This window comes from Aureimonas sp. D3 (assembly GCF_001463805.1).
Lineage (GTDB): Bacteria > Pseudomonadota > Alphaproteobacteria > Rhizobiales > Rhizobiaceae > Aureimonas > Aureimonas ureilytica_A.
On the sequence record NZ_BBWM01000064.1, the window covers coordinates 41,723 to 66,816 of the forward strand.

The 25,094-nt window shown below is 64.5% G+C and carries 22 protein-coding genes; 10 read left to right on the forward strand and 12 right to left on the reverse strand.

Translation table 11 applies throughout. From position 1 onward, the window contains the following. Positions 1 to 51 precede the first annotated feature (51 nt). A complete protein-coding gene (locus tag AUL36_RS19785) occupies positions 52 to 1,311 on the forward strand; it encodes a DUF2254 domain-containing protein (RefSeq protein WP_082655957.1) in 1,260 nt (419 codons plus the stop codon). Between the two features lie 6 nt (positions 1,312 to 1,317). Here AUL36_RS19785 and AUL36_RS19790 read toward each other — a convergent pair whose 3' ends face one another. The 6 genes from AUL36_RS19790 to AUL36_RS19815 all read right to left on the reverse strand — a co-directional run bounded on the left by AUL36_RS19790 (position 1,318) and on the right by AUL36_RS19815 (position 7,297). Beyond that, positions 1,318 to 2,169, reverse strand: a complete 852-nt coding sequence (locus AUL36_RS19790) for a formate/nitrite transporter family protein (protein WP_244497180.1) — start codon at positions 2,167 to 2,169, stop codon at positions 1,318 to 1,320. Between the two features lie 238 nt (positions 2,170 to 2,407). Further along, on the reverse strand, positions 2,408 to 3,268 hold the full coding sequence (locus AUL36_RS19795; RefSeq protein WP_062223539.1) for an amidohydrolase family protein: 861 nt from the start codon (positions 3,266 to 3,268) through the stop codon (positions 2,408 to 2,410). A 109-nt stretch (positions 3,269 to 3,377) separates the two neighbouring features. Next, on the reverse strand, positions 3,378 to 3,704 hold the full coding sequence (gene cyoD, locus AUL36_RS19800; protein ID WP_062223542.1) for a cytochrome o ubiquinol oxidase subunit IV: 327 nt from the start codon (positions 3,702 to 3,704) through the stop codon (positions 3,378 to 3,380). Continuing rightward, the gene (locus AUL36_RS19805; protein ID WP_062223544.1) at positions 3,701 to 4,324 is read right to left on the reverse strand and encodes a cytochrome c oxidase subunit 3; all 624 of its coding nucleotides are present in this window, start codon (positions 4,322 to 4,324) and stop codon (positions 3,701 to 3,703) included. The genes cyoD and AUL36_RS19805 overlap by 4 nt, the downstream gene beginning before the upstream one ends. After that, positions 4,321 to 6,393: a cbb3-type cytochrome c oxidase subunit I gene (locus tag AUL36_RS19810; protein WP_082655958.1), complete on the reverse strand. Its 2,073-nt coding sequence runs from the start codon at positions 6,391 to 6,393 to the stop codon at positions 4,321 to 4,323. The genes AUL36_RS19805 and AUL36_RS19810 overlap by 4 nt, the downstream gene beginning before the upstream one ends. Then, the gene (locus AUL36_RS19815) at positions 6,374 to 7,297 is read right to left on the reverse strand and encodes a ubiquinol oxidase subunit II (RefSeq protein WP_192843873.1); all 924 of its coding nucleotides are present in this window, start codon (positions 7,295 to 7,297) and stop codon (positions 6,374 to 6,376) included. The genes AUL36_RS19810 and AUL36_RS19815 overlap by 20 nt, the downstream gene beginning before the upstream one ends. Before the next feature lie 917 nt (positions 7,298 to 8,214). Between AUL36_RS19815 and AUL36_RS19820 the strand changes: the two genes are divergently transcribed. From AUL36_RS19820 to AUL36_RS19855, 8 genes are all read left to right on the forward strand, one after another. Then, positions 8,215 to 8,856 carry a curli assembly protein CsgF gene (locus AUL36_RS19820; RefSeq protein WP_202814770.1) on the forward strand — a complete coding sequence of 214 codons (642 nt, stop codon included), beginning with the start codon at positions 8,215 to 8,217 and terminating at the stop codon, positions 8,854 to 8,856. Between the two features lie 35 nt (positions 8,857 to 8,891). Next, positions 8,892 to 10,076, forward strand: a complete 1,185-nt coding sequence (locus AUL36_RS19825) for a CsgG/HfaB family protein (protein ID WP_062223546.1) — start codon at positions 8,892 to 8,894, stop codon at positions 10,074 to 10,076. 950 nt (positions 10,077 to 11,026) lie between these two features. After that, positions 11,027 to 12,664: a hypothetical protein gene (locus tag AUL36_RS19830; protein WP_062223549.1), complete on the forward strand. Its 1,638-nt coding sequence runs from the start codon at positions 11,027 to 11,029 to the stop codon at positions 12,662 to 12,664. A gap of 63 nt (positions 12,665 to 12,727) precedes the next feature. Then, positions 12,728 to 14,416: a hypothetical protein gene (locus AUL36_RS19835; protein WP_192843874.1), complete on the forward strand. Its 1,689-nt coding sequence runs from the start codon at positions 12,728 to 12,730 to the stop codon at positions 14,414 to 14,416. Positions 14,417 to 14,494: 78 nt separating this feature from the next. Then, entirely contained in the window at positions 14,495 to 14,983 is a 489-nt protein-coding gene (locus AUL36_RS19840; RefSeq protein ID WP_062223553.1) for a hypothetical protein, read from the forward strand. Between the two features lie 39 nt (positions 14,984 to 15,022). Continuing rightward, on the forward strand, positions 15,023 to 15,763 hold the full coding sequence (locus AUL36_RS19845; protein ID WP_062223555.1) for a hypothetical protein: 741 nt from the start codon (positions 15,023 to 15,025) through the stop codon (positions 15,761 to 15,763). A gap of 51 nt (positions 15,764 to 15,814) precedes the next feature. Beyond that, on the forward strand, positions 15,815 to 16,141 hold the full coding sequence (csgH, locus tag AUL36_RS19850) for a curli-like amyloid fiber formation chaperone CsgH (protein WP_153003634.1): 327 nt from the start codon (positions 15,815 to 15,817) through the stop codon (positions 16,139 to 16,141). 102 nt (positions 16,142 to 16,243) lie between these two features. After that, entirely contained in the window at positions 16,244 to 16,987 is a 744-nt protein-coding gene (locus AUL36_RS19855; protein ID WP_062223556.1) for an SH3 domain-containing protein, read from the forward strand. A gap of 274 nt (positions 16,988 to 17,261) precedes the next feature. Here AUL36_RS19855 and AUL36_RS19860 read toward each other — a convergent pair whose 3' ends face one another. The 6 genes from AUL36_RS19860 to AUL36_RS19885 form a co-directional block, all read right to left on the reverse strand. Continuing rightward, a complete protein-coding gene (locus AUL36_RS19860) occupies positions 17,262 to 18,353 on the reverse strand; it encodes an ABC transporter ATP-binding protein (RefSeq protein WP_062223558.1) in 1,092 nt (363 codons plus the stop codon). A gap of 2 nt (positions 18,354 to 18,355) precedes the next feature. After that, positions 18,356 to 20,125 carry a GH32 C-terminal domain-containing protein gene (locus AUL36_RS19865; protein WP_062223560.1) on the reverse strand — a complete coding sequence of 590 codons (1,770 nt, stop codon included), beginning with the start codon at positions 20,123 to 20,125 and terminating at the stop codon, positions 18,356 to 18,358. A 5-nt stretch (positions 20,126 to 20,130) separates the two neighbouring features. Then, positions 20,131 to 21,045: a carbohydrate ABC transporter permease gene (locus AUL36_RS19870; protein ID WP_082655960.1), complete on the reverse strand. Its 915-nt coding sequence runs from the start codon at positions 21,043 to 21,045 to the stop codon at positions 20,131 to 20,133. Next, positions 21,042 to 21,989, reverse strand: coding sequence for a carbohydrate ABC transporter permease (locus AUL36_RS19875; RefSeq protein ID WP_062223562.1), 948 nt, complete (start codon positions 21,987 to 21,989; stop codon positions 21,042 to 21,044). The genes AUL36_RS19870 and AUL36_RS19875 overlap by 4 nt, the downstream gene beginning before the upstream one ends. Before the next feature lie 227 nt (positions 21,990 to 22,216). Then, the gene (locus AUL36_RS19880; RefSeq protein ID WP_156418499.1) at positions 22,217 to 23,506 is read right to left on the reverse strand and encodes an ABC transporter substrate-binding protein; all 1,290 of its coding nucleotides are present in this window, start codon (positions 23,504 to 23,506) and stop codon (positions 22,217 to 22,219) included. A gap of 32 nt (positions 23,507 to 23,538) precedes the next feature. Then, positions 23,539 to 24,552, reverse strand: a complete 1,014-nt coding sequence (locus AUL36_RS19885) for a LacI family DNA-binding transcriptional regulator (RefSeq protein WP_062223564.1) — start codon at positions 24,550 to 24,552, stop codon at positions 23,539 to 23,541. A 270-nt stretch (positions 24,553 to 24,822) separates the two neighbouring features. Between AUL36_RS19885 and AUL36_RS19890 the strand changes: the two genes are divergently transcribed. Then, on the forward strand, positions 24,823 to 25,083 hold the full coding sequence (locus AUL36_RS19890; protein ID WP_058634459.1) for a hypothetical protein: 261 nt from the start codon (positions 24,823 to 24,825) through the stop codon (positions 25,081 to 25,083). The last annotated feature ends 11 nt before the right edge of the window (positions 25,084 to 25,094 follow it).

The window sequence follows — 25,094 nt, forward strand, 5'->3', positions numbered from 1 at the left end:
CTTTGCCCCGCCTTGATCCAATTGGGACGGGACGAGCGAAGGGGGAATGCGATGCGACGTTGGTCCTGGGTTCTGCAACGGTTGCGCCGCCAGATCTGGTTTCGAGCGGCCGTGATCAGCGCCGCGGGCATCGTGACGGCGGCGGTGTCGGGTCTCGTCGGGCGCTATTTTCCCTATCAGTTTCCCGCCGATGTCGGGCAGGACGCGGTCGGAACGATCCTCGAAATCCTGGCCTCCAGCATGCTGGCGGTCACCACCTTTTCGCTGACCGCCATGGTCACGGCCTATGGCTCGGCGACCCAGCTCGCGACGCCCCGCGCCACGCAGCTGCTGCGCGAGGACCCGACCTCGCAGAACGCCCTCTCGACCTTTCTGGGCGCCTTCGTCTTCTCGGTGGTCGGCATTATCGGGCTTCAAGCGGGCATCTACGGCAGCCAAGGGCGCTTCGTTCTGTTCGCCGGCACGCTGATGATGATCCTCGTCGTGGTGCTGACGCTGCTGCGCTGGATTTCGCATATCACCACGTTCGGGCGCATGTCCGACGTGATCGACCGGCTGGAGGATGCCGCCGCCAGCGCCATGGCGCGCTTTGCCGAAGCGCCGCATCTCGGCGGCCGCCCCGCCGTGCCCGTGCCGCCCGAGGCGCGCGCGCTCCATCACAAGCGCACGGGCTATGTTCACCACGTGGATATCTCGACGCTCGGCCGGCTGTCCACCGAGCGCGGGCTCGTCCTCCATGTCGAGGCGCTGCCGGGCACACTGGCCCATCCCGGGCGGCCGGTGCTCCATGTGGAGGGCAAAGTGGACGAGGCCGATGTCGCGGCCCTGCTCGACGCGTTCACGATCGATCGCCACCGCACCTTCGACCATGACCCGCGTCTGGGTCTCATCGCCCTGTCGGAAGTGGCGAGCCGGGCGCTGGCTCCCGCCACCAACGATCCTGGAACGGCCATCGAGGTGTCGAACGCGCTTCTGCGCGTCTTGCTTCATCTACCCGCCGAGGAGCCGGACGCGGAGGCGCTGCGCGATGCGCCGAGCGTTCATGTCGCGCGGCCGGTGATGGAGGATTTCCTGCGCGATGCCTTCGATCCGATCCTGCGCGAAGGCGTGGTCGAGGTCGAGGTGTCGCTGCGCCTGACCAAGACGTTCAAGGCGCTCGCCGACGCGCTGCCCCATGCGCGCGAGCCGGTCCGCGCCATGGCGCGGCGCTTGGCCGAGCGCGTCGAAGCGCGGCAGGACGATCGCGACGCGCTCCTGCGCTTTCATCAGGTGCATGAAGCGCTCTGGGACGCAGGGGCGGAGCGCACCTGAGGGCGACTACGCCCCCGTTTCGATCTCGGCGCGCACCTGCCCATGCGCCACCACCGCGAACAGGCCGGTGCCGCCGATCAGATTGCCGAGAAGCGCCGGCAGGATGAGCTGGGTCAGGGCACCCGTAAGGTCGGTTTCGCCGACAAGAAACAGGAGCCAGGCTTCGACGGAGCCGGCGACGACATGGCTGAAGCCGCCGAGCGCGATGACATAGGTGATCAGCGCGATCACCCAGAACTCGCTGCCCTTCGCGTTGGGCAGAATCCAGGCGACCGAAGCGATCAGGAAGCCGGCGGGCATGGCGAAGAGCACGGTCTCTCCCGGCCCATGCGTGAGAAGACTGCGGGATATGTCCAACGCCGCGCCGAGCGTTTTGGGTCCGATGATGACGCGGTGCGCGATCAGCGCGGCGACGAGCAGCGTGCCGGCCATATTGGCGGTGAAGACGGCCGCCCAAAGGCGCAGGAGCCGCGCCAGATTACGCACGCTCGGGCGTGTGGCGACAGGCAGGACGGCCGTCACCGTGCTTTCGGTGAACAGCTGGAGCTTGCCGAGGATGACGATGACGAAGCCGACCGTGTAGCCCAGCGAGACGATGAGCTCGCGCCAGGGCGCGTCGGGCAGGCGTTGGTGCAGGAAGGCCTCCGTCAGCACCGAGGCGCTGATCGCGGTGCCAGCCGCGAAGCCCGACAGGAGAAGCGAGCGGAGCGGGCGGTCCAGTTCTTCCTCGCCTCGCAGGCGCACGACCTCGTGCACCACCTTGGCGGAGCCCGAGCCTAGCACCTTCACGGATGTCTTCTCGGTTTCGGACAGGGTGCCGGAGGGCTGCGTCGGCGCGCTGGAGGCGGGGTCTGACAAAGGGGGATCGCTTTCGGATGGGCCGGTTTCAACCCAGCCGGCTCCTGCGGCGGCTTTGCCCCTCAGGAAAGAAGGGGCAGCCGGGCAGGCTCACATCAACGCCCCTGCCGGGCCATACGATCCATGTTCGTCGCCCCAAGCGGGCCGCGAGTCCTTGGCTGGCTCGCGGCCGGAGCGTTTCGGCCGAGCTTTAGGCCCGCCCCAAACGCTCCTTGCTCTTGTCTTTCGCTGGACAGACTCAGGCGTTCGCGAGCGCGTAGGTCTTGAGCGCGTTCTCGCGGTAGAAGCGGCGGAGGTCCGTGTCGGAGACGCCGGCGAGGAACCCGTCCAGCATCTCCACCCAAGCCTGATAGCTGGAGGCGAGATTGACCACCGGCCAGTCGCTGCCGAACATCACGCGCTCGAAGCCGAAGCATTCGATCGTGTGGTCGACATAGGGGCGGATGTCGTCCGGCCGCCAGTTGGCATGATCGGCCTCGGTCACGACGCCGCTGATCTTCACGGTGATATTGGGAAGCTCGGCCAAGGCGCGCATCTCACTTGCCCAGGGCTCGCGCCCGCCCGCCGCGATCGGCGGCTTGGCGATATGGTCGAGCACGAACTGCATGTCGGGGCAGCGGCGCACCAGCTCGGTCGCGCTGGCGAGCTGATGATGGTAGATGCAGATGTCGAAGGCGAAGCCCGCCTTGCCGACCTCGCGCACGCCCTCCACGAAAGCCGGCGTCAGGCAATAGGCGGGGTCGGCATGGCCCTGGATCAACCGGCGTACGGCCTTGACCCGGCCGATCGCGGCAAGACGCTCCAGATCCTCGGCCACGGCCGCGCCCCGCTCCACCGGCGCGGAGGCGATGATGCCGCGAATGCGGTTGTCCGCCTCGGCCAGTTCATCGACGAAGCGCGCCTCGTCCAACTCCCGGCCGGGTGCTGCGTCCACTTCCGCAAAGACGATTCCCTCGACCGCGATGGCGCCGCGCGCCCGGTCGAACTCGGGCATGAGAAACGCGCCCTGAATGGCCGGCACGGAGGCCAGCCAGGGATAGTCGAGCCGCGCCGGATCGTAGAGATGGACATGCGTGTCGATGAGCGGAACGTTCGGCATCGGGGGACCTCCCAGTCTGGATGCTCCCTTTGAAACCGCCGCGCGCCCCGGCGCAAGCCCCCGCACATGAGATGTGGGGGCCTGAGAACTCCCGCGCGCCTTGGCGCGCTTACATCATGCGGTGATGGAGATTGGCCAGCACCCAGATCGTCCCGCCCGCCATCAGGAGGATGATCAGCGTCGTGAAGAGGATCAGTTGCAGATCGTCCCGCGTCGAGCGGTTCCAGCCAATATGGAGGAAGAAGCGGAAATGAACGACGACCTGCACCAAGGCGCAGACGCCGATGACGCGCACCACCGTGTCGAATGAGGCCCAGCCCGTCGCCACAGACAAGAAAGGGATCGCGGTGAGCACCATGGCGGCGGCGAAGCCGGTGATATAGGAGCGAAGCTCGCGCGCCTTCTCGGCCCGCGTCTCGTCTTGTGTCGCGCTCATGCGAGCCCTCCCAGATACACGACCGAGAAAATGCCGATCCAGACGATGTCGAGAAGGTGCCAGAACAGGGCCAGCCGGATGATGCGCAGCTTGACCTCGCTGCGCAGGCCGAAGACCTGGACCTGAATCATCATCACCACGATCCAGAGGCAGCCCGCCGCCACATGCAGGCCGTGCGTTCCCAGAAGCGCGGTGAGGGCGGACAGCCAGCCGCTGCGCGAGGGAACGGCGCCTTGCGCCGCCCATTGCGCGAAGTCCTTGAGTTCCAGCCCCAGAAAGACCAGCCCGAGCAGCAGCGTCACGCCCAGCCAGAGCATCAGGCGCTGGCGGGACTCGCCATATTTCATGGCGATCGAGGCCATGCCGAAGGTGAGGCTGGAAAGCAGCAGAACGCCGGTTTCCAGCGCCGCGCCACCGATCTCGAAAATATCGTGCGGGCCGGGGCCGCCATCCGTCCCGCCGAGCATGGTGGCATAGGTGGCAAACAGAAGAGCGAACAGGACGAGATCGCTCATCAGGAAGACCCAGAAGCCGAACACGGTTTCTTCCGCGTCGATATGGGTCTTGGGATCGGTCGCGCCGAGATTGATGCCGGGATGCCGGTTGAGGGAGGAACTCATACGCCGGCTGGCTCCGCGAGGCCCATATTGGTTGCTGTGGCTTCGTCATCGCGCGAGACCTGCGGCGTGCGATGGACGAGCGCCAGGAAGGCTTCGTCCTGCCGCCGGATTTCCTCGGCCGGGATGACGCGCATCGTATCAAGGTTGAAGGAGCGCGCGACGAGCGCGCCCAGCGCCACAAGGCCGCCCGCCACCACCAGCCACCACATCCACCAGATCAGGCCGAAACTGGCCGCGGCCAGCGCCAGCCCGAACACCACGCCGACGCCCGAATTCTTCGGCAGTTCGATCGGCGAATAGAAGCGGTGCGCAGGATAGGCCGTGCCGTCCTTCTTGGCGGCGTGGAAGGCGTCGCGCGCATCGACGATCGGCAGGACCGCGAAATTATATTCGGGCGCGGGGCAGGGGATGCCCCATTCCAGCGTGCGGCCGTTCCAGGGATCGCCCGCCGGCACGGCGAGTTCCGCGCGGCGACGAACAGAGACGACGAGCTGGATAAAGAGGCTCGCCAAGGCCGCCAGGAGAAACAGGGCGCCGATGCCGGCGACGATGGTGAAGGGCAGATAGGCGGGCTCGAAGAACTCCTGCGAGCGCCTGGGCATACCCATAAGCCCCAGCGGATAGAGTGGCAGGAAGGCAAGGCAGAAGCCCGTGACCCAACAGCCGCAGGAGACACGCCCCCACCATTCGTCCAGCTGGAAGCCGAAGGCCTTGGGGAACCAGTAGGTATAGGCCGCGATCATGCCGTAGAGCACGCCGGGGATCAGCATGTTGTGGAAATGCGCGACCAGGAAAACCGAGTTGTGCACCTGATAGTCGATCGCGGGGTTGGCGAGGAGAATGCCTGTCAGGCCGCCGATGGTGAAGAGAACCATGAAGGCGAGGGAGTAGAGCATGGGCACGGAAAACCGCACCCGGCCCCGAAACATGGTGAGTATCCAGTCGTAGATCTTCACGCCGGTCGGAATGCCGATCGTCATTGTGGCGATGCCGAAAATGGCGTTGAGATCGGCGCTCTGGCCCATGGTGAAGAAGTGATGCACCCAGACCGTGAAGGACAGGACGGCGATGCACATGGTGGCGACGATTAGCGAATCGTAGCCATAGAGAACCTTGGACGAGAAGTTGGAGATGACCTGCGAATACACGCCGAAGGCGGGCAGGATCAGGATATAGACTTCGGGATGACCGAACAGCCAGAACAGGTTGGCGAAGTTCATCATGTTTCCTCCACCATCGTTGGTGAAGAAATGCATCCCGGCATACCGGTCGAGCGCGAGCAGGCCGGTGGCGACCGTCAGCGGCGGCATGGCGAAGATCATCAGGATCGCCGTGCAGAGCGAGGTCCAGCAGAAGAGCGGCATCCGGAACAGCGTCATGCCGCCGCAGCGCTTCTTGTAGATCGTCACCGCGACATTGATGCCCGTCATGGTCGAGGCGATGGAGCCGAGCGTGATGGCGAAGATCCAGTAGTCCGGCCCGACGCCGGGGCTGTAGGTGATGTCCGTATAGGGCGGATAGCCGGTCCAGCCGCCGGTCGAGAACTTGCCGATCACCAGCGAGATCATGATGAGGCCCGCGCCGCCCGCCGTCAGCCAGAAGGAGATCGAGTTCAGCAGCGGAAACGACACGTCGCGCGCACCGATCTGAAGCGGCAGCGCGAAATTGATGATGCCCGTGAGAAAGGGCATCGCCATGAAGAAGACCATGATCGAGCCATGGGTGGAGAAGAGCTGCGCGAAATGCTCCGGCGGGAGATAGCCGGGATTGTCGAGCGCGATGGCCTGCTGCGCGCGCATCATCGCGCCTTCGATCACGCCGCGCGAGAGCATGACCAGCGACAGGACGACATACATGATGCCGATCTTCTTGTGGTCGAGGCTGGTCAGCCATTCGCGCCAGAGCCAGCCCCAGCGCCCGGTCCAGGTCACGAGACCCGCTACCGCGAGCGCGCCGATCACAACCAGGGAGGCGGCCGTCGTGGCGATCGCGCTGTAGAAGGGCAAGGCGTCATAGGACAGACGCCCGAATACGAAGCCCCACCATCCGTCATGGGCCGGCATGAGCATGTCCCTTGTCGTCGTTGTTTTCGTGGCGATGGGCGGCCTCGGGCCGATAGCGCGCGACGGTGCTAGAGAAGAGGTTCGGATCGAGGTCCGAGAAGAGAAGCCCCTTGGCCGGGTCGAAGGGGAAGCGCGAGCGCAGGTCCTTGAGTTCGCCCTTCTGCGAGACAATGGCGTAGGCGCCCTGATCCAGCGTACGGCCGGCTTCTCGCGCGCTTGTCACCCAGCGGTCGAAATCGGCCGGGGGCAGGGCGAGCGCGTCGAATTTCTGCGCCTGGAAGCCGAAGCCGTTGAACTGGGTGTTCTGCCCCAGAAGCACACCCGGCCGGTCAGCCAGAAGATTCAACTGCGTCACCATGCCGGCCATGGCGTAGATCTGGCTGCCGAGGGCCGGAATGGCGAAGGACTGCATCACCGTATCGCTCGTCAGGTGGAAGCGCACCGGCCGGCCTACCGGCAGCGCCATCACGCCGAGGCTCGCGATCTTCTGTTCGGGGTAGATGAAGAGCCATTTGTAATCGAGGCCGATCACCTGAACGTCCAGCGGCTGCTGGCTGGAAGAAATCGGAGCGTAAGGGTCAAGCGAGCGCGCCTTGCCGGCAATCAGCCCGGACAGCATCACCACGATCGCGATCGGAATGACCCAGACTGCGATCTCGAGGCCCCAGGAAAACTGCCAGTCCGCCTTGTAGGCCGAGCGCGTCGCCTTGCGCCGGTAGCGCCAGGCCACAAAAGGCACGAGGAACAGTGCCGGCAGAACCACCACCATCATCCAGAGCGTGACCTCAAAGAAGAGGTCGCGCTGCGTGGCGGCCACGGGTCCATAGGGGTCGAGAAAGCTGATGCCGGAGCCGCAGCCCGACAGGAGCACCAAGGGCGCCAGAAGCGCCAGCGCCCGGAGAGACCGCAATGGGTCGATGCACCGAGGCGTAGGACGATACCAATCCTTCGCCGTCATACTCGGGCGCGCCTGGGGCACATGCAGGGCAGGGAGGGTGAGCACAGCCGTATGGGACCTGCCGCCGGACAGCGCCCGAGCGCATCCATCGGCAATCGCCGCAATCTCGGCTGCCTGATGTCATGGACAATTTGAGGTAAAGTGGCGCGCGTCATCTTCTCTGCCCGACCCGATCCATAAGTGCGACCGACCCCGTGCCTAACTTGGCTGGGCATATGCGTTTTCAAGGTCGAGCAAAAATGATGGAACCCGATTGCAGCAGGATCGGTTTCATTGCCCTTTGTAGGCCAAAACAACTTATATGATGAATAAATGAATATATTTCCTCATATTTACATCATGTAGATATTGAGAAGATATCGCGAGAATTTGGTGAGCGGCGGTGGTGCGACATGATCGCTCCGCCCTTTGATGAGGCGGGGCGTGGATACCGGCTTTGAGAGTTCCCATAGTTTGCTGAGTTAGTATCCATAGCAATCGAATAGTGCCTGAATGGTATGGATCCCTTCCTTGGCTCGCGTGCCCAACGGTCTTGTCGGGCCCAGGTAAGGCCTGGCTGCCAGAGTCTGTCACTCGAACGCAGGGACCGAGCCCCGGCTCATCGCAGGGCCATGAGGGGCGGTGCGCGCAACCGAACCCCATGACGACGCAAGTCTCTTCTGCGATCCCGGTGCGGCGATCATCGAAAGTCTAGGCCGAAAACGGGTGAAACCCGAAAGCATCGGCGGTGAAATGGTGCGCGGATAGGTTTGGGAAAGCTTGACTTTAGAACACCGAAAAGAGAAGCCAAGGGAACCGTGGCCTCAAAGTCGCACCGGGCATGTTTCCGCAAGGTTTCTGTTGCATGATCTTGCGACGGTCACACTGGGATGTCTAATCTCGCGGCGTTTCCGGAAGGGAAAGCTATGCCCCACCTGTATTTAAAATCTTTCGTTTTGCTTTCCGTAACCTGCCTCTGTCTTGGGCCGGCTTTGGCGGGAGATTTGGTTTACACGCCGATCAATCCTTCCTTCGGCGGCAATCCGTTGAATTCTTCGCATCTCTTATCAATTGCTGGCGCGCAGAAGAACGCGACGGCGAGCGATTACAAGAAGCCGGTCGATACCTCGAGCACGACCGGGTCCGGGCTGACCAATTCAAGAGACTCGGATGCCGATCTCTTCGTGCGCCAACTTCAGGGGCGCCTCCTTTCGGCCCTCGCCAGCCAGGTGACGGACGCGATCTTCGGCCAGAATCCGCAGGACAATGGCACGGTTCAGTTCGGCGATACGAAGGTGACCTTCGAGCGCACTTTGACGTCCATTCGTCTTCGCATCGAGAATTCGACGGACGGCACCGTTACGGACATCGTGGTTCCGCAGCTCGTGACGTCCTCTCCCACGACGACGGCTTCGACGGGGACATCGTCAACCGGCACGTCATCGACGGGAACAGGCACGGGCACGTCGTCGCGGTCCAGTGTCTCATCGCTCTTGAACCAATCGGCTCTCACGCCGCTCGGCATCAATTAAGCCACGCGTTCAGTCGGCTTTGTAGGAATCTTCTGATGGCCATGCGTTTCCGCTTGGCGCTCGCTTCGCGTGCGTTTCTTCTGGGTGCGTCTGCGGTTACGCTGTCGGGCTGCGTCACAAACGAGTCCAAGCTGGACCCTGCGCCCATCGTGGCCCCGGTGACCAAGCAAGGCGACCTCCTGCGCAGCCTGCCGCCGCCGCGCGAGAAGACCGTGGTCGCCGTCTACGACATGGAAGACCTGACAGGCCAGTTCAAGGAGCGCGACAACGTTCAGTCGCTCTCGCGGGCGGTCACGCAAGGCGGCGCGGCGATTCTCATCAAGGCCATGCAGGATGCCGGCGAGCGCCGCTGGTTCACCGTCTTGGAGCGCAAGGCGCTGGAAAACCTCCTGCGCGAGCGCCAGATCGTCACCGAGATGCGCCGCATCTACAAGAACGAGACGGCGGTGGACCCTTCGGCCCTGCCGCCTCTGCTTCATGCCGGCATCATCATCGAAGGTGGCATTATCGGTTACGACACCAACATCACGACAGGCGGCGCCGGCGCGCGTCTCTTGGGGATCGGCGGCGACGCCAAATATATCAACGATGTCGTGACCGTGACCCTGCGCGCGGTGTCCACCAAGACCGGCGAAGTCCTGGCCAGCGTGACCAGCCGCAAGGCGGTCGTGTCCTATTCCTTGACAGGCGGCACCTTCCGCTACGTCAAGTTGGATAGCCTTCTGGAAGCCGAAGCAGGCGTGACCTATAACGAGCCCAAGCAGATCGCCGTCCAATCCGCCATCGAGCAAGCGGTTCTGTCGCTGATCGTGGAAGGGTCGGAACTCAAGATCTGGTCCTTCGCGAACCCGCAGGCCGGCGCTGAGGCGGTCGCGGCTTACCGCGCGTCCAAATATGGCGACTATCTCGACCCGACGGCCCCGCCACCGCCCCGTCCCGCAACCGAGAACGCCGCGAAGATAACCCCGACCGTGCCCTCCAAGCCCCCGCAGGTCACCGTCCGCACCCTGTCGCCCGGCGCGGTCACCAGCACGACGCGGCCCGTGTCGCGCGCTGCGCCCCAGCCCGCAGGGCAGACCGGCATCCGACAGGTTCCAGGCGTCGGCCCCGTTCCGACCGATCAGAACCAGCCGCCACAACTCCCGCCGGCTCCCACACCGAACGAACCCTCGCTGGGGGCCATCCCGTCGACGGACACGAAGAGCGTCGCCAGCCTTTAAGTTCGTCCAGCCGAAGCGGGCGGTCTCGCCGCGCCTCGCCCGTCAGTGCCTCATCGGCCCGTTCTTCCGCCGCGTCGAAATCCACAAGGGGTTTCGGCGCGGTTTTGCTTTGGCCGGTCGGTGCTGCAGCGAGCGGCGCGGGCAGACGACCGCCCGCATGGGGGCCTCGCTCCCTGAAGAACTCATACGTGCTTGCCTGATCCACTTCAAGGAAGGCGACAAGGGTTCGGCCAGCGCCGAGCCCTCGGGGCGATTCAGCGTATCTCCGTTCACCGGCAAGCTGACGCCGGCGTTCCTGCGCTTCCCCCATCGAACACACGCCTCGATTGGGTGATTCGGCGCGGGGGCGACAGGCGCGCCGACAATTTGCCGGAATCGACCGCCACCTCGTTTTGAAGAAAATTCGAAGGAACCCGGTTCCTGAAAAGCCCGCTGTGCCGGGGTTTCCAGTCGCGGGAAGCTTTGTCGCGCCATCTCGATTCAGGTTGCATTTTAATGATCAGGATGACGCAAGGTCATGGCTTTAGGGCCACTGTTAACGTTATGATTTCGTTGTCGCGCTGCGTGATCCCTTATGCATTGACGTAAGCGGCTATGTTATCGTAAATGAATTGTTAAGACGACCCGCTAAGTTCAGGATGCTCCCCCAGGTTGCGGATTGGACGATCGCGCGACGGTCCCGTTCCCGGTTTTCGCCGGATCGGTGCCGCCGAAGCCAGACGAGTGGTTGTCACAGGGAGGGTTAGTCGCAGAGGAGCAACTTGTCTGGATGCGCGCATCGAACGCGCCACGGACAAGCTTGGCCGAAGCGTCCACCCATCAAGAATTTGCAACGTCCGATTGTGGGCGATTGCCATGCAGGCTGGCGCGATCGTTCGATCCGCCGGAGGGAAGCTTAGATCTTGCGTGAAGCCCGTGCGGCCCGCGAGACGCATACCAAAGGGTGACACATGACCGTTTTCAAGACGACGCTTCTCGCGGCCACGGCGCTGACGTTCCTGACCGGCGCGGCGCTGGCCGGCGACAACAATCGGACTTTCGTGTTCCAGGGCGATGCGGTCGGCAGCGGCGCGACCGTCCAGAACAATGGCGCGTTCATCACCCAGCAGGGCGGCAACAACCAGGCTGGTAGCGAAGCCAATTACATGCTGCAGAATGGTCGCGACAGCAACATCTCGATCGACCAGTCGGGCAATAAGAACCTCGTCGGCGTGTCGGGCCGGGGTGTGGAGCAGTATGGCGCCCGCAACGCACTCGGCGTCATCCAATCGTCCAACTCGAACGAAGTCGGTCAGGTCATCCAGGAAGGCACGTTGGGCGGCAACGAAACCCGCAACCGGCTGACCATCATCCAGCAGGGTTCGGGCGAGAACAAGGTTCTCGACGTTCTGCAGCGCAAGAGCGAATACGGCAACGAGAACCGTTCGAGCGTGACTCAGAACGGCACCAAGAATAAGGTTTCGCTGATCGAGCAGAAGGGTGCCGGCAACACCTCGACCATCGACCAGTCCGGTACCGGAAACAACATCTTCGAATATCAGATCGGAAAGAACAATACCGATATCGTAACCCAGACCGGTACCGGTAATAAAGCCAACATCAAGGCGGTCGGCAACGCGAACGAAACGACGGTTCTTCAGTACGGCCGGGGCGGCGACGCTTACGTTACTTCTGGAGACAAGGGTCTTGCCAGCAACAACAACGTCGTTCGCATCGATCAGGGTGTCAACGGAACGGGCGACAAGGCTTATATCGGCTTGTACGGCAGCGACCGGAACAACGTGGATCTTCGCCAGGATGGCGCCAACGATACCCAGGTTCAGCTGTCGGGTGGGCGTGAGAACCAGCTGTATATCAACCAGAACTTCGGTGGTTCGGCTCTGACCAGCACCGCGACGGTCGAGGGCAAGAACAGTTCCTACAACACGCTGGAGGCAACGCAGTTCAAGGACAGCAAGCTGACGCTGACGCTCGATAACGCCAACTCCAACGGTGTCTATTCCTACCAGGACGGTCAGAGCATCGCCGTCGTGAATCTCGACGGCAGTTCATACAACAAGGTCGGCGTTACCCAGACTGGCGACGACCATACCGCAACGATCAACGCCACGGACGGCGCGGATCGCAACACTGTGGCCGCCCTCCAGTTTGGCGGCTCGGGCAACGCTTCGACCATCACCATCAAGGGTGGCGACTCGAACCTTCTCGCTACGATTCAGAACGGCACCGGCAACCGCGTCACCGCAATGCTGACGGGAAGCTACAACAACTCCGATGCCAACTCCGCAAGCTTCAGCGGTACGCCGGCCGAGTTCGCGGCGAACTCTCTCGGCCTGAGCCCCGTCAAGGGCATCGTCTACCAGGAAGGCAGCAGGAACAAGGTCGATCTGAACGTCACGGGCAGCTACAACGCCTTCCAGACCGTTCAGTATGGCAACGGCAACCAGATCGACGGCTCGATCGGCGGCAACCGCAACACGGCTTTCGTCGCTCAGGTGAGCGGCGGCAACGTGGCGACCTTCGTGCAGAACGGCAACGGCAACAGCCTTGGCGTTGTCCAGGGTACGGTTGCTCGTCCCGCCCTGTAAGATACCAGACCGACCGGCCGCGAGCGATCGCGGCCGGTTTTTTCCCGTTTGAGGGGCATGCGCATGAGCCGTCATCTGGTCTTGTTGGGAAGCGTCGGCCTTGTGGCAACGCTCGTCTCCACCCATCCGTCTCTGGCGCAGAGCGCCGCGAGCGAAACGGGCACGGCATCCAACGAGGTCTTTCTCGGCCAGACGGGCGATACCAACACCGTCACCATCACTCAGACCGGCAGCGGCCATCTGGTCGGCGGAAACAGCGACACCTTGCAGCTCAACCAGTTGGGCGATCGTAACACCGTCACCATTCTTCAGGTTGGCGCCGATAGCGGCATCGGCCGCAGGAACATGATCGGCCAGCCTGGCGGGCTCACGGGTCTCATGGGCACGGCGACCGGCCTGTTCCAGCGCGGCGACAACAATGGGCTCGACATTATCCAACGCTCCCGACGCGATGCGGAGGGAAGCCAGATCGGCGCGATCGAACAGAACGCGCCATCGCGCAGCGGTCTGATGCCCGCTGACGGCAGCGCCAACCGGGCGACCATCCGCCAGACCGGCGGCGAGTATCTTCCCCTCAGCAGCGACCGGGGGGAATCGACGGGTGTTGCGCGGCATGTGATCCGTGAGATTTCCCAGACCTATAGGCCGACGGCAATCAATGTCGCGCCCAATACCATCGACGTGTCACAGACCGGCGAGCGGCAGGAGGTCGGCCAGTTGCGCCAAGCCGGCACCGGCAACAGCCTGACGCTGACGCAGGAGGGACTCGCCAACAGTCTTCGCATCAGCAAGCAGATCGGCGAGAATAACCTCTCCAGCATCCGGCTGACCGGGCAGAGCAATACGCTCGGCAATGCGGAGCAGGACGGCGTGTCCAACCGCGTGAGCCTGCGTGTGGACGGCTCGGGAAACTTCATCGACCAGACGGTTCAGGCGGGCCTCGGCGGTGTGGGAGCGGGGCGCGGCAACGTGATCACCGCGTCGATCGTCGGCGACGACAATGGCGGCGAGGGCACGGGCGGCTACCGCGCGCTCAGCGCGCAAGAAACGGTGGCGGGCGCTTTTGCATCGTCGCTCGAACAATATGGCGACGGGAACGCCCTGTCGCTGACCATCGGCGCCGAAGGGATCGGCCGCGCCGACGGCAACTATTTCTCCTCCGCGCAGCGCGGCTCCGACAATGCCGCCTATGGGCTGATGACCGGAGACGGAAACGAGTTCGCCCTGTCGCAGGATGGCGATGGAAACCAGCTCGACATCACGCAGGCCAGCAGTGTGATCCGCTCGACCGGAGACAGCACCCGCGCCGGCAACACGGCGCATCTTCAGCAGATCGGCGACAACAATCTCGCCGATCTCAAGCAGTCCGGGGCGGGCAATCGCCTGGATATGGAGATCGGCGGCGACCGCAACCTTCTGGCGACCTCACAGACCGGCTCCGGCCATCGCATCGATCTGCGCATCGAGGGTTCGGACAATCTGCGGCCCGAGCCGCGCGCGGGGCGCTTGCCCACCAGGGGCGATGCGCTGGTGAGGTCGATCGTGCAGGAGGGCATCGGCCATGTCGCATCCCTCGACATCACGGGCGATGAGAATGTCGCGCTGATGCGCCAGACCGGCACTCGGAACATCGTGTCCGGCACGGTCAAAGGCACGGCCAACACAGCGAATACGAGCCAGACGGGCGCCAATCAAGTTACAATTTTTAGACAATTCGGTGATCTGAATTACCTGACCGTTCGGCAACAATAGCAGACAAGTCTAAATAAACAGAAACTGGAAATATCCGGCGGCCAAGCTGCAACTCAACACATTCAAGTGGAGAGTTCCATGCGCCTTCTTGCAGCGACCGTCGTTTCTCTTCTGCTCGCGTCGCCCGCTCTGGCTGGCTCCGGCAACGTCCTGACGATCGCAGCCGATCCGAGCGCCGCCAACCGGATCGATGCCTTGCTGACGGGCGATGACAACCGCCTCACTCTGTCCCAGACCCGGATCTCTTCGGAGGGCGAGGCCAACACGATCAACGTGCGCGTCAACGGCCATCGCAACGGCACGGGTCGCGGCCAAGCAACATTGATCGCCGATCTGCCATGGGGAACGCTGACCCAAAGCGGAAACTCCAACGTGATGGATGTTTCCATCACCGGATCAGACAATTTGCTGGCGGCCGTCCAGCGTGGCTCCAGCAACGTGATGAAAACGTCCATTTCGGGTGATGCCAACTGGGCGACAATCAGTCAAACAGGACAAAACAATCTGGCGTCCTTTTCTCAGACCGGGAATGGGAATATGATCGCGATCACGCAAAGATCTTGGTAAGAACCACGTCGCCGCGACATGTCGCTAAGGGAGATAAGTATGCCTTCTCTGATCTGCAGGACGCTGGCGATCGCTTCTCTCGCGGCGATCCTCCCCGCAGCGCAGGCGATGGCCGACTCGAACATCCTGTCGATCCTGCAGGAGGGCGGCGGCAATACGCTGACGGTGGATCAGTCGCAAGCATCGGATAGTAAGGTTGGCGGCCTTTCGATCAGCAATACTTTGGACAGCCTGTCCTTGACGGGGCAGCTCGATGCAGGGGCGCTGGGAACGTCGAACGGGTCCCTGATCACGTCCGGCTCCCGGCAGATGGATGTGCTGCGCGCAACCTCAAAGGCCGAGCTGCCGGCTGTGCAGGACGGCTCGAACAACAGCGCCATTGTGACCCTTTCCGGCTCGAATGGTTTCGTCGGGCTGCTCCAGCAATCTCCCTTGAACGGGACCGGCAACCGGGCGACGGTCAACGTATCAGGCAATGGTCAGGCGCTGGTCGGCCAGCTCGGCGGCAACAACGAAGCCAAGGCCATTCTGGGCGCGGGCGCGAGCCAAGCGGCGATCCTGCAGAAGGGCAACGGGAATTTCGCCGATCTCTCCGTCACCGGCAGCAATGCCAGCGGACAGATCAACCAGATCGGCAATGGGTTGAACAACAGTCTTTCCGTCACCGGCGCGAACACGAGCGCGGCGTTGATCGCCAATGGGGTCAGCAACGGCACCTCGACGCCCGTCACCGTGCAGTCGAACGGCGCCAGCGTCACCATCACGCAGAGCAAGATGTGAGGGGCGTCCATGCGTTTGTCGGCTGCGTCCTGTCTGGTCGGCTGTCTTCTGATGGCTAGCCCTCTTCACGCGCAGGATGCGCCTGTCGCGATTGCCTCGATCGCGGTCGAGGGCGGCGCGGGCATGGTGCGTCTCACCGGCCATGCGCTGGGCGTCACCGCCGGGCATGTCGATGCGCGCATGACGATCGAAAAAGGCGGAGCGTCGGGCCGGACCTCCACCACGCAGGGCGGTGCGCTGGATCTCGCCGCCGGGCAGGATGCCACGGTCGCCTCGGTCGGCCTGTCGATCGGCGCGGGCGATCATCTGACGGTCGATCTGGTGCTGATGGATGGCGAGCGCGAGGTCTCGCGCAGCCGGCTCAGCGTCGGTTCCTGACCCCGCCGCGCCATTCGCGCGCGCTCTCTTCGACCATTTGCCGGCAAGGCTCCCTGATGGCGGGCAGCCTCTCGGACCCAAAGCGCTTTTCAAAGGACCACGATGCGCAAGACATCAGCCGCGACGATCCTTGTAGGGGCCATGATGCTGGCCGGTCCGGCCTGGGCCCAGAGCGAGTCGGACTTCGTTCGCGCGTTTGCGGGCGAATGGCAGACGCTCGATCCAGCGCTATCCAAGGACGGGGCCTGCCGGGTGACGCTCGAGGCCGCTTCCAACGCGGCGGGGCATCAGGTGCAAGCCAGCCATTGCGCCGGCGCGCTGGCGGATCTCGCCAACTGGAAGATCGTCGACAGTCAACTGGGCCTGATCGGCGCGGACGGGGCCGTTCTGGCGCGCCTCGGCGGCAACCAGATCCGCGTGAGCGGCTCCTTGGCCAAAGGTGGCACGCTGGTGCTGGAGCGCCTCGCGCCGGGAACGGCGACGACGGCGGCAGCCGTCGCGTCCAATCCCAATACCTGCGTCTTCTACGGCTATACGGCCAGCTGCGCCCCGGCCGAAGCGCGCCAGACGCCGATGCCGAGCGGCAGCGACGAGAAGGCGCGCGCCTCCGTTCTGGTGCAGCTCAACGCGCGCGCCGAAGCGCGCCCGGATGCGCCTGTCGTCGCGACGATTCCCGCCGGAACCTGCGTCGTGATCGATCAATGCACCACCGCGTCCGATGGAAACTGGTGCAAGGCCTCGGTTTCGAATTTCTCGGGCTGGATTCGGCAGCAGGCCATGCGCGGCAATCGCTGGCCCGTCCTGACCTACGCCCCCGGCTGCTCCGCGCCCCAAGCCCAGCGCTGAGCGTTTCTCGTCCGACGCGATGACGAGCGCTCTCGGCCCGGCACGCCCGTGCCGGACAGGGAGCGCTTCGTGCTGTTCTGGTGAACGGGCTACGGCCTGGAAACCGGAGCGAAAGCGCTGCGGCGGGACGGGCTCTGGCCGACCGCTCTGACTGCATGATCCGCCGGGAAAGCGTATCCGCTCGATCCGCTCAAGTTTCGCCGCCTTGCCTTCGCGCGAGAGGCGGGCCTGAAAGCCGATCCGGCTTTCAGGCGAGATGCGCCGGCTGGTGCCGTCAGTTGGGCTGATCCGAGCGCAGACGCGCGCCTTCGGGATGGAAGAAGCGCGCGTCGTCCAGTTGGAAGCCGACCTCGAGGCGATCACCCGCGCGGGGCGCCGGCCCTTCGCGCTTCTCGACCACGACTGCCTCACCGGTGGAGGTGCGGCCATAGACGAAGCTCGTGCCGCCGAGATTTTCCACGACATCCACGACGATCATAAGATGGACCGCAGCCTCCGGTGAGCGGTCGAAATGCTCCGGCCGAATGCCCAGCACGATCTCGCCGCCGCTCTGCGAACTTTGCGCGAGCCAGGCCGGCATGGGCAGGAAGGCGCCGCCGCATTCCAGGAGGGGACGGTCGGACCTGGTGAGGCGGCCCTTGAGGAAGTTCATCTTTGGGCTTCCGATGAAGCCGGCGACGAAGAGGTTGGATGGGTTCTCGTAAAGCTCCAGCGGCGTGCCGACCTGCTCGATCTGCCCCGCGCGCAGGACCACGATCTTGTCGGCGAGCGTCATCGCCTCGGTCTGGTCGTGCGTGACATAGATCATCGTGTTGCCGAGCGCCTGATGCAGCTTGGCGATCTCGACGCGCATCTGCACGCGAAGCTCGGCGTCGAGATTGGACAGCGGCTCGTCGAACAGGAAGACCTTGGGATCGCGCACGATGGCCCGGCCGATGGCCACGCGCTGGCGCTGACCGCCCGAAAGCTGTGAGGGCTTGCGGTCCATCAGCGCGTCGAGCTGGAGGATGCGGGCGGCCTCGTTCACGCGCGCGGCGATCTCCGCCTTGTTGCGGCCCGCCATGCGCAGGCTGAAGCTCATATTCTCGCGCACGCTCATATGCGGGTAGAGCGCGTAGTTCTGGAACACCATGGCGACGCCCCGGTCGGCGGCATCCACATCGTTCACCACCTCTCCGTCGATCGACAACTCGCCCTTGGTGATCGACTCCAGTCCCGCGATCATGCGCAGAAGCGTCGATTTTCCGCAGCCGGACGGGCCGACGAAGACGCAGAACTCGCCGTGCTGGATGTCGAGGTCGATGCCGTGGACCGTTTCCACGCCACTATAGGATTTGCGCACGTTGCGCAGTGCGACGTCGGCCATGATTATTCCTCCCCGGCGCGCTCTGCGCTCATCTGCGTCTCCAGGTGCGGCAGCGCCCGCGCCGGTCGCAGCGCGAACACGCGCGCGCTGGCAGCGGTCCCCGGAGCGAGGCGCACGGCCGTCACCGGCTCGTCGCTGTCGATGCGCTTGGTGCCGCACCAGCGCCCGTCATCGGCATAGATTTCGACCAGCCCGACATCCACGAAGACGCGCAGCCGCGACAGGTTCGAGACCGGCGTCGCATAGCGCGGCACGACGCGCGCGCCCGGCGGCTCGAACAGGAGTTCCAGGCTCGCGCCGTCGCCGATGAGGGCGAGGCGATGGGTCGGGTGGTCGAGTTCCAGATGGAAGGGCGCGCCGGGCTCGGCGAGTTCGATCAGGATCTCGCCAAGGCCCGTCGGCAGCGCGACGCCGTCAGCGAGGGCAGACGGGCTGTCGGTGAGGAGGGGGCCTCGCAGCTCGGCCACCGTCTCGACCGGAGGGGTGAGAAGCGCGCCGCCCTGCCAGACGAGGCGGCGCGGAAAGGCCATGGCGCTCGGGAAGTCGCGGTCCTTGAAGAAGTCGGTCCAGTTCGCGGCCCAGGCGAGGCCCATCGGCCCGTGCTCGCCATGAACGAAGCCCTGGAACGCATAGGCGTCGGCGATGAAATCGAGCTCCTGGCGCGCGATCGGCTCGAAGCTGCGACCGTCGAAGCGGCCGATGAGCGCGAAGGAGAGATTGCGTCGGCGCGTCGGCCCGTCGCGATAGCCGATCAGGCCGAAGATCAGGACGAAAAGCCCTTCGCCTTCGCCCGTCAGCGGCACCATGCAGGGGCACTCGACCGGCAGGCTGGGCGAGGAGGGCTCGGCATGGATCGCACCCACGAAGCGCCAGTCGGCCATGCCTTCGGCGTGTTCGCTTTCATAAAGCAGCACGAGGCCGCCCTTGGCGTCCGCGCCGCCGAGCAGCATCTTCCAGAGACCGTCCGGCCCCCGGAAGACATAGGGATCGCGCAGGTCACGGCCGAACGCCTCAATGGGCGGCGCGTCCGTGAGCAGCGTCTCGGCCGGGCCGGCGGTCAGAAGATCGCGCGAGGATGCGCCCATCTGCCATTCCATGCGCGGCGCGCGGTCGTCGTCGCGATCGGTGAAGAAGACGGACACGCTCCCGTCCGCCTGCGGCTGGATGGAGCCCGAGAAGGCGCCGCCGACCTTCCTGTCGTCGGCCAGCATATGGGCGGGCGGGTCGAGAAAGATCGGCAGATGCACCCAGTCCACCAGATTGCGCGAGACCGCATGGCCCCAATGCATCGTGTTCCAGCGCTTTCCATGCGGATAATGTTGGAAGAAGGCATGGGTGACGCCATCGCGCTCGAACAGGCCGTTCGGGTCGTTCATCCAGCCGAAGGGCGGCTGGAGATGAAGCGGGAAGCGCTGGCCCTCGTTGTGGTTGCGCTCGGTCGTGAAGAGAAGGCGGATGCCCTCCTCCATGACGCTGGCGGGCGAGTAGACATAGGCGAGCGAGAGTTCGGTGGTCGCCGGGTCGAAGGAGAGGCGCGCCTCGCCGCTCTGTTCCAGCCGGCAGGTCTGACGCTGGAAGTCGTCGCTCGCCCCGCCCTCGATCTCGCGCCTGATATCCCCGAGTTCGACGAGAAGCCGCGAGCGCTGCGAGCCCTTCGCGGGCCGCAGCCAGAGGTCCAGAACGTCGCCGGCGCGGACAGTTGTGGTGAAATGCATCATGACGGACTCGCCGGCTGGAGCGGTTTGGAAGAGGGAGGCGGTGTGAAGGGTCATGACGCTCAGCCCTTCACGGCCGAGCTGATCAGCGAACTCACGAACCAGCGCTGGAACAGGATGTAGAAAAGAAGCACGGGGGCCATCATCAGAACGGAGGAGGCCATCGCATGATTCCAGTAGATGGAATCGCTGCCGAAATAGCTGGCGATGCCGACCGAGATCGGGCGCGACCAGTTGGACTGGGTGATCATCAGCGGCCAGAGATACTGGTTCCAGGTCTCGATCCCGAGCAGGATCGCGACGGTGGCGAGCGCGGGCGCGCTCATCGGCAGGAAGACCGACCAATAGATGCGGAAGGGCGATGCCCCATCGATCACCGCCGCGTCGTAAAGCTCGCGCGGGATCTGGATGAAGAACTGGTAGAGCAGGAAGATATAGAGCGGGCTCGCGAGCCAGGGCAGGATCTGCGCAGTGAACGTATCGGCCAAGCCCATCTTGATGACGATGTTGAGGAGCGGCAGGACGATGGATTCCTGCGGCACGATGTAGAGGCCGATCATCAGGGTGAGGATCAGCGCGCGGCCGGGCAAGCGGCCCCAGGCGAGCACGAAGGCCGCCATGGAGTTGACGAGGATGCCGCCGAGGACGGTGAGGCCAAGGATCACCACCGAGTTCAGGAGATAGCGCGCCATGGGCAGCGGCCCGTCGAAGGTTGCGACCTCGCGGTAGTTCTGGAGTGTCGGGTCCGCGACCCAGAAGGCGCGGAAACTGCCCATGTCGGCCAGAATCTGGAAACGGTCGGGCTTCAGGCTGGCGACGGCCAGGAGGATCAGCGGCGAGACCACGACCAGCGCGATCACGATCACGGAGGCGAGCTTGACGAGATCCACCACCGGCTTGCCGAAAAGCGTCGCGCGCTTGGGCCTGCGGCGCGGGGCGGTGGCCGGGCGGGTGGGGCTTGGCTGCGCGAGGCTCATGTCCGGTCCTTCACGATGGCGCGCTGAACGAGCGAGATGACGAGGACGATCAGGAACAGGATGATCGAGACGGCCGATGCGAGGCCGAGGCGCTGGTCCACGAAGCCGGCGGAATACATGTACTGGACCACCGTGTTGGTGGAGCCGCGAGGCCCCCCTTGCGTCAGGATGTTGACCTGCACGAAGAGCTTGAAGGCTTGGATCGTGGTGATGATCAGCACGAAGATATTGGTCTGGCGCAGGCCCGGCCAGGTGACGTTCCAGAAGCGCTGCCAGGCATTCGCGCCGTCGAGCCGGGCCGCCTCGTAGAGCGATTCCGGGATGTTCTGGAGACCAGCCAGAAACACCACCATCTGGAAGCCATAGGCCTGCCAGGCCGACAGGAGCACGATCGAGACCATGGCCCAGCGCGGATCGCCCAGCCAGTCGATCGGCTCCACCGCGCCGAAGGTGACGAAGGAAAGGATCTGGTTCAGCGGCCCGGACGGGTACTGGAACAAGGTCGCCCAGATGACGCAGACCACCGCCATGGAGGTGATGGCGGGCAGAAACAGGACGCCCCGGAAGAAGTTGCGCATGGGCAGGCGCTGGTTGATCAGGAGCGCGAGGCCGAGCGCGAGGCCGCACTGGATCGGCAGCACCATCAGCGTGAAGCGCGCGACATTCCAGAGCGCCTGCCAGAAATCGGGGTCGGTCAGAACGCGCGTGAAGTTCTCGATGCCGACGAAGCGCGTCGGCACCGGGCGCGGGATCAGGCGCTGGTTGGTGAGCGCGAGTTCGAAGGACGACAGAAAGGGCAGAAGCAGGAAGCCGGCCACGAGCAGACAGGCGGGCGCCAACATGCCGATTTCCTGAAGACGCCGTTTGGCCCGCCGGCTGCGGCGTCTGGGGACGGGCTGTGCCCCGCCGGGCGCAGCGCCGGCCGCTGTGATCTGGTTGGCCATGGTTCCTCCCCGTGGATCGCCCCGCCGGCGAACCGGGCGGCGGGATCGTCTGCCCGCTGGCGAGCCTCCGGTGAAACGAGGGTTCACTGGGCACGCGCCAGCTGTTTGATGTTTCGAAGCATTGTCAGGCGGAACGGGGCGCGTTCGGCCTTGGGATCGTCCGGTGCGATCAGGGGATCGCGAGCCCATCCGGCGCACTGAGCGCGCCGGATGGATGCTCGATGCCGTCAGTTGCCGCCGAACGGGGCGTAGCCGTCATTGTCCTCGATATCGGCGTCGATCTTCTTGGCCGCCTTGGTCAGCTCGTCCTTCGGATCGGCCCCGTCGAAAATGTCCGTCATGGCCTGCTGGAAGGCGAGCGTGATGGTCGGATAGGCCGGGTGCGGCGGGCGCGGCACGGCGCTTTCGCTCGCCTGTGCGAAGGCGACCGCCATCGGGCCACCGGCGGCATAGACCGGCGAGGCGGCGGCGAAGGATTTCAGGCCCGGAAAGCCCGTGTGCTCTTCGTAGGCCTTGCGGTAGTCGGCGTCCTTCAGCATGAAGCTGACGAACTCGCCCGCGAGCTTGGGCTCGGCCGATGCCTTGTTGATGCCGAAGATCCAGGTGCCGTTTGGGCTGGCGCTCTTCTGCCCGAACTTGGGCAGCGGCATCGCGACGAGATCGTCGCCCATCGTGGCCTTGGCCTCGGCATAGACCCAGTGCCCGCCCCAAGCGAGCGCAGCGGGGCGGCCTTCGGCATAGAACTGGTTGGTGCCCGCCGATTGCGGCACGACCCAGCCGGCCTTGACCCAGCTCTGCATCATGGTCGCGGCATCGACGCAAGCCTGATTGTCGAGCGTGCCTTCCGACTTCCAGGTCGTGCGGTCGATGAGATCGCAGCCCATGGATTCCAAGATCGGCTCATAGGCGTAGGTGATCCACTCCGTCTTGGTGCCATAGCCGCGGAAGAGATCGATCGGCCATTTCGACGAGGCGGAGAGCGTCTTCAGCGCGCCCTCGAACTCCTCGCGCGTCCAGGCGTCGGCCACCGAAGTCGGAATGCGAATCTTGGCCGCTTCCAGCTGCTTGCGGCTGCCGTAGAGAACCACGGTCGAATCGGTGAGGCCGATGGCGTAGAGGCCCTTGTCCGGCGGGTAGGTGCCCTGCGAGACGTTGGAGGGCGTCATGTCGTCGATCAGGGCCTGCTCGACGAGGCCGGTCACGGGCTGGAGATAACCGGACCAGACGTAGTTGGCGAGGAAGGGCGCGTCGAGCTGGATGATATCCGGCAGATTGCCGGTCGAGGCCATCGCGCCGAACTTCTCGTTATAGGCGTCGTGCGGCGTGTTGATCAGCTCGATCCGGGTGCCGGGATGGGCCGCCTCGAAGCGGGTGGCCGCACCCTGGATCGCCGCGATCTCGAACGGGTCGCCCTGGAACATGATCTTCAGGTCGGCAGCCTCAGCCGCGCCTGACGCCAGCGCCGCGAGCGAAGCGGCACCTGCCAGGACGGCAAGAGCCTTTTGATGAATGCGCATCGGTTTTCTCCCATCAGGCTTTCGCTTGGGCCTCAGACCGAGGCGCGTTCCACAAGGCGAAAGGGCACTTCCTCCACGGTCGCGGGCAGCGCGCGCTGCCCGGACAGCATCTCTCCGGCAAGCCGTCCCATCTCCCGGTGGGGCAGCGCCATGGTGGTCAGCGGCGGGTCGAGCCGGGCCGCGATCTCCACCTGATTGTCGAAGCTCGCGACGGCGACATCGCCCGGCACATCGAGCCCGGCGCGGCGCAGCGCGTTATAGGTTTCGAGCGCCACGCGGTCGTTGCCGCACAGGATCGCGTCGGGCCGCTCGCCCGCACCCGCGAACCAGTCCGCGATGTGGCTGCCAACAAGGCTCGGGGCGCGATCGGAATAGAGCTCGGCGGTGGCCGGGCGCAGCCATGTCTCGTTGGGCTGGAGACCCGCCTCGCCATGTGCGTCGCGAAAGCCGCTCTCGCGCAAGCTGGCGGCGACGAGGCCCGGCAGGTTCAGAAAGGCGATCCGACGCCGCCCGCGCGACAGGAGATGCGCCGTCACCATGCGCCCCGCCGCGCGCTCGGCCGGCACGAGAGCCGGCACGGCGTCGCTCGCCTCGCGGCAGTTCACCATCAGCGCGATCGTGTCGGTGAGCGAAGGAGGCAGCGTCACCGTGCGATGGTACATGCTGGCATAGACGATGCGCTGAGGCATGAGCCGCTTGAGTTCGGCCACCTCCGCCTCGACATCGTCCCGTCCGCGCAGGTTCGACACGATGAGGCGCAGGCCGCCGAGGCGCAGCACATTGTCGAAGCTGCGCACGATCTCGGTCGCGAAGGGCTGGGTGATGACGCCTTCCGCCACCATGCCGACGATCGGCAAAGTTCCCTGCCGCATTCCGCGCGCCACGAGGTTCGGGACATAGCCGAGTTCGTTGGCCAAAGCCCGGATGCGGTGGCGCGTTTCATCCGACATGCGAATCGACGGGTTGTGCAGCGCCCCCGACACCGTCTTCACCGACACGCCGAGGCGGGTCGCTATGTCCTGCATGGAAACACGGGATCGGGTCATATCATCGCTTGGGTTATCGATTACTCATTTCGATAGCCGAGTACGGAACGTCCGTCAATATGGATAGGCCCTCTCGCGATGGCCGGCTGCTCGCGATCCGGGGTGCAAGTGTTTCCGAGTCGGATGAGGGGGAGCGGAGTCGAAGAGCGGCCGACCGATGCGGCCAACAAATCAACATAAGGAGAGCGTCATCAACTTTTCGGGAACTGCGGAGAGCTCATCCGAGTTTCCAGGGCGACGAAACCACGCCTGCTTCATTTGGAGGTTCCCATGCGTAAGACTGCGACGATCGCTCTGTTCACCGCCCTCACACTCGCGGCTGGCCCGTCTTACGCCGCAGGTTGCCTCAAGGGCGCGGCTGTGGGTGCCGTTGGCGGCCATTTCGTCGGCAAGGGACATTCGGTGGCAGGTGCGGCACTGGGCTGTGCCGTCGGCCATCATCGGGCCAAGGTCGATGCGCGCCAGCAGGCGCAGCAGCAAAAGGCGCAGGCTGCTCAGCAGGCTCCCAATCAGCCGGTGCCCAACAAGTAGAAATTTTTGGC

Excerpts from the sequence above, each read along its gene's own strand:
- AUL36_RS19785 (WP_082655957.1), top strand. The coding sequence starts at position 52 with ATGCGACGTTGGTCCTGGGTTCTGCAACGGTTGCGCCGCCAGATCTGG.
- AUL36_RS19795 (WP_062223539.1), bottom strand. The coding sequence starts at position 3,268 with ATGCCGAACGTTCCGCTCATCGACACGCATGTCCATCTCTACGATCCG.
- cyoD (WP_062223542.1), bottom strand. The coding sequence starts at position 3,704 with ATGAGCGCGACACAAGACGAGACGCGGGCCGAGAAGGCGCGCGAGCTT.
- AUL36_RS19805 (WP_062223544.1), bottom strand. The coding sequence starts at position 4,324 with ATGAGTTCCTCCCTCAACCGGCATCCCGGCATCAATCTCGGCGCGACC.
- AUL36_RS19810 (WP_082655958.1), bottom strand. The coding sequence starts at position 6,393 with ATGCTCATGCCGGCCCATGACGGATGGTGGGGCTTCGTATTCGGGCGT.
- AUL36_RS19820 (WP_202814770.1), top strand. The coding sequence starts at position 8,215 with ATGTCTAATCTCGCGGCGTTTCCGGAAGGGAAAGCTATGCCCCACCTG.
- AUL36_RS19825 (WP_062223546.1), top strand. The coding sequence starts at position 8,892 with ATGGCCATGCGTTTCCGCTTGGCGCTCGCTTCGCGTGCGTTTCTTCTG.
- AUL36_RS19830 (WP_062223549.1), top strand. The coding sequence starts at position 11,027 with ATGACCGTTTTCAAGACGACGCTTCTCGCGGCCACGGCGCTGACGTTC.
- AUL36_RS19835 (WP_192843874.1), top strand. The coding sequence starts at position 12,728 with ATGAGCCGTCATCTGGTCTTGTTGGGAAGCGTCGGCCTTGTGGCAACG.
- AUL36_RS19840 (WP_062223553.1), top strand. The coding sequence starts at position 14,495 with ATGCGCCTTCTTGCAGCGACCGTCGTTTCTCTTCTGCTCGCGTCGCCC.
- AUL36_RS19845 (WP_062223555.1), top strand. The coding sequence starts at position 15,023 with ATGCCTTCTCTGATCTGCAGGACGCTGGCGATCGCTTCTCTCGCGGCG.
- csgH (WP_153003634.1), top strand. The coding sequence starts at position 15,815 with ATGGCTAGCCCTCTTCACGCGCAGGATGCGCCTGTCGCGATTGCCTCG.
- AUL36_RS19855 (WP_062223556.1), top strand. The coding sequence starts at position 16,244 with ATGCGCAAGACATCAGCCGCGACGATCCTTGTAGGGGCCATGATGCTG.
- AUL36_RS19860 (WP_062223558.1), bottom strand. The coding sequence starts at position 18,353 with ATGGCCGACGTCGCACTGCGCAACGTGCGCAAATCCTATAGTGGCGTG.
- AUL36_RS19865 (WP_062223560.1), bottom strand. The coding sequence starts at position 20,125 with ATGACCCTTCACACCGCCTCCCTCTTCCAAACCGCTCCAGCCGGCGAG.
- AUL36_RS19870 (WP_082655960.1), bottom strand. The coding sequence starts at position 21,045 with ATGAGCCTCGCGCAGCCAAGCCCCACCCGCCCGGCCACCGCCCCGCGC.
- AUL36_RS19875 (WP_062223562.1), bottom strand. The coding sequence starts at position 21,989 with ATGGCCAACCAGATCACAGCGGCCGGCGCTGCGCCCGGCGGGGCACAG.
- AUL36_RS19880 (WP_156418499.1), bottom strand. The coding sequence starts at position 23,506 with ATGCGCATTCATCAAAAGGCTCTTGCCGTCCTGGCAGGTGCCGCTTCG.
- AUL36_RS19885 (WP_062223564.1), bottom strand. The coding sequence starts at position 24,552 with ATGACCCGATCCCGTGTTTCCATGCAGGACATAGCGACCCGCCTCGGC.
- AUL36_RS19890 (WP_058634459.1), top strand. The coding sequence starts at position 24,823 with ATGCGTAAGACTGCGACGATCGCTCTGTTCACCGCCCTCACACTCGCG.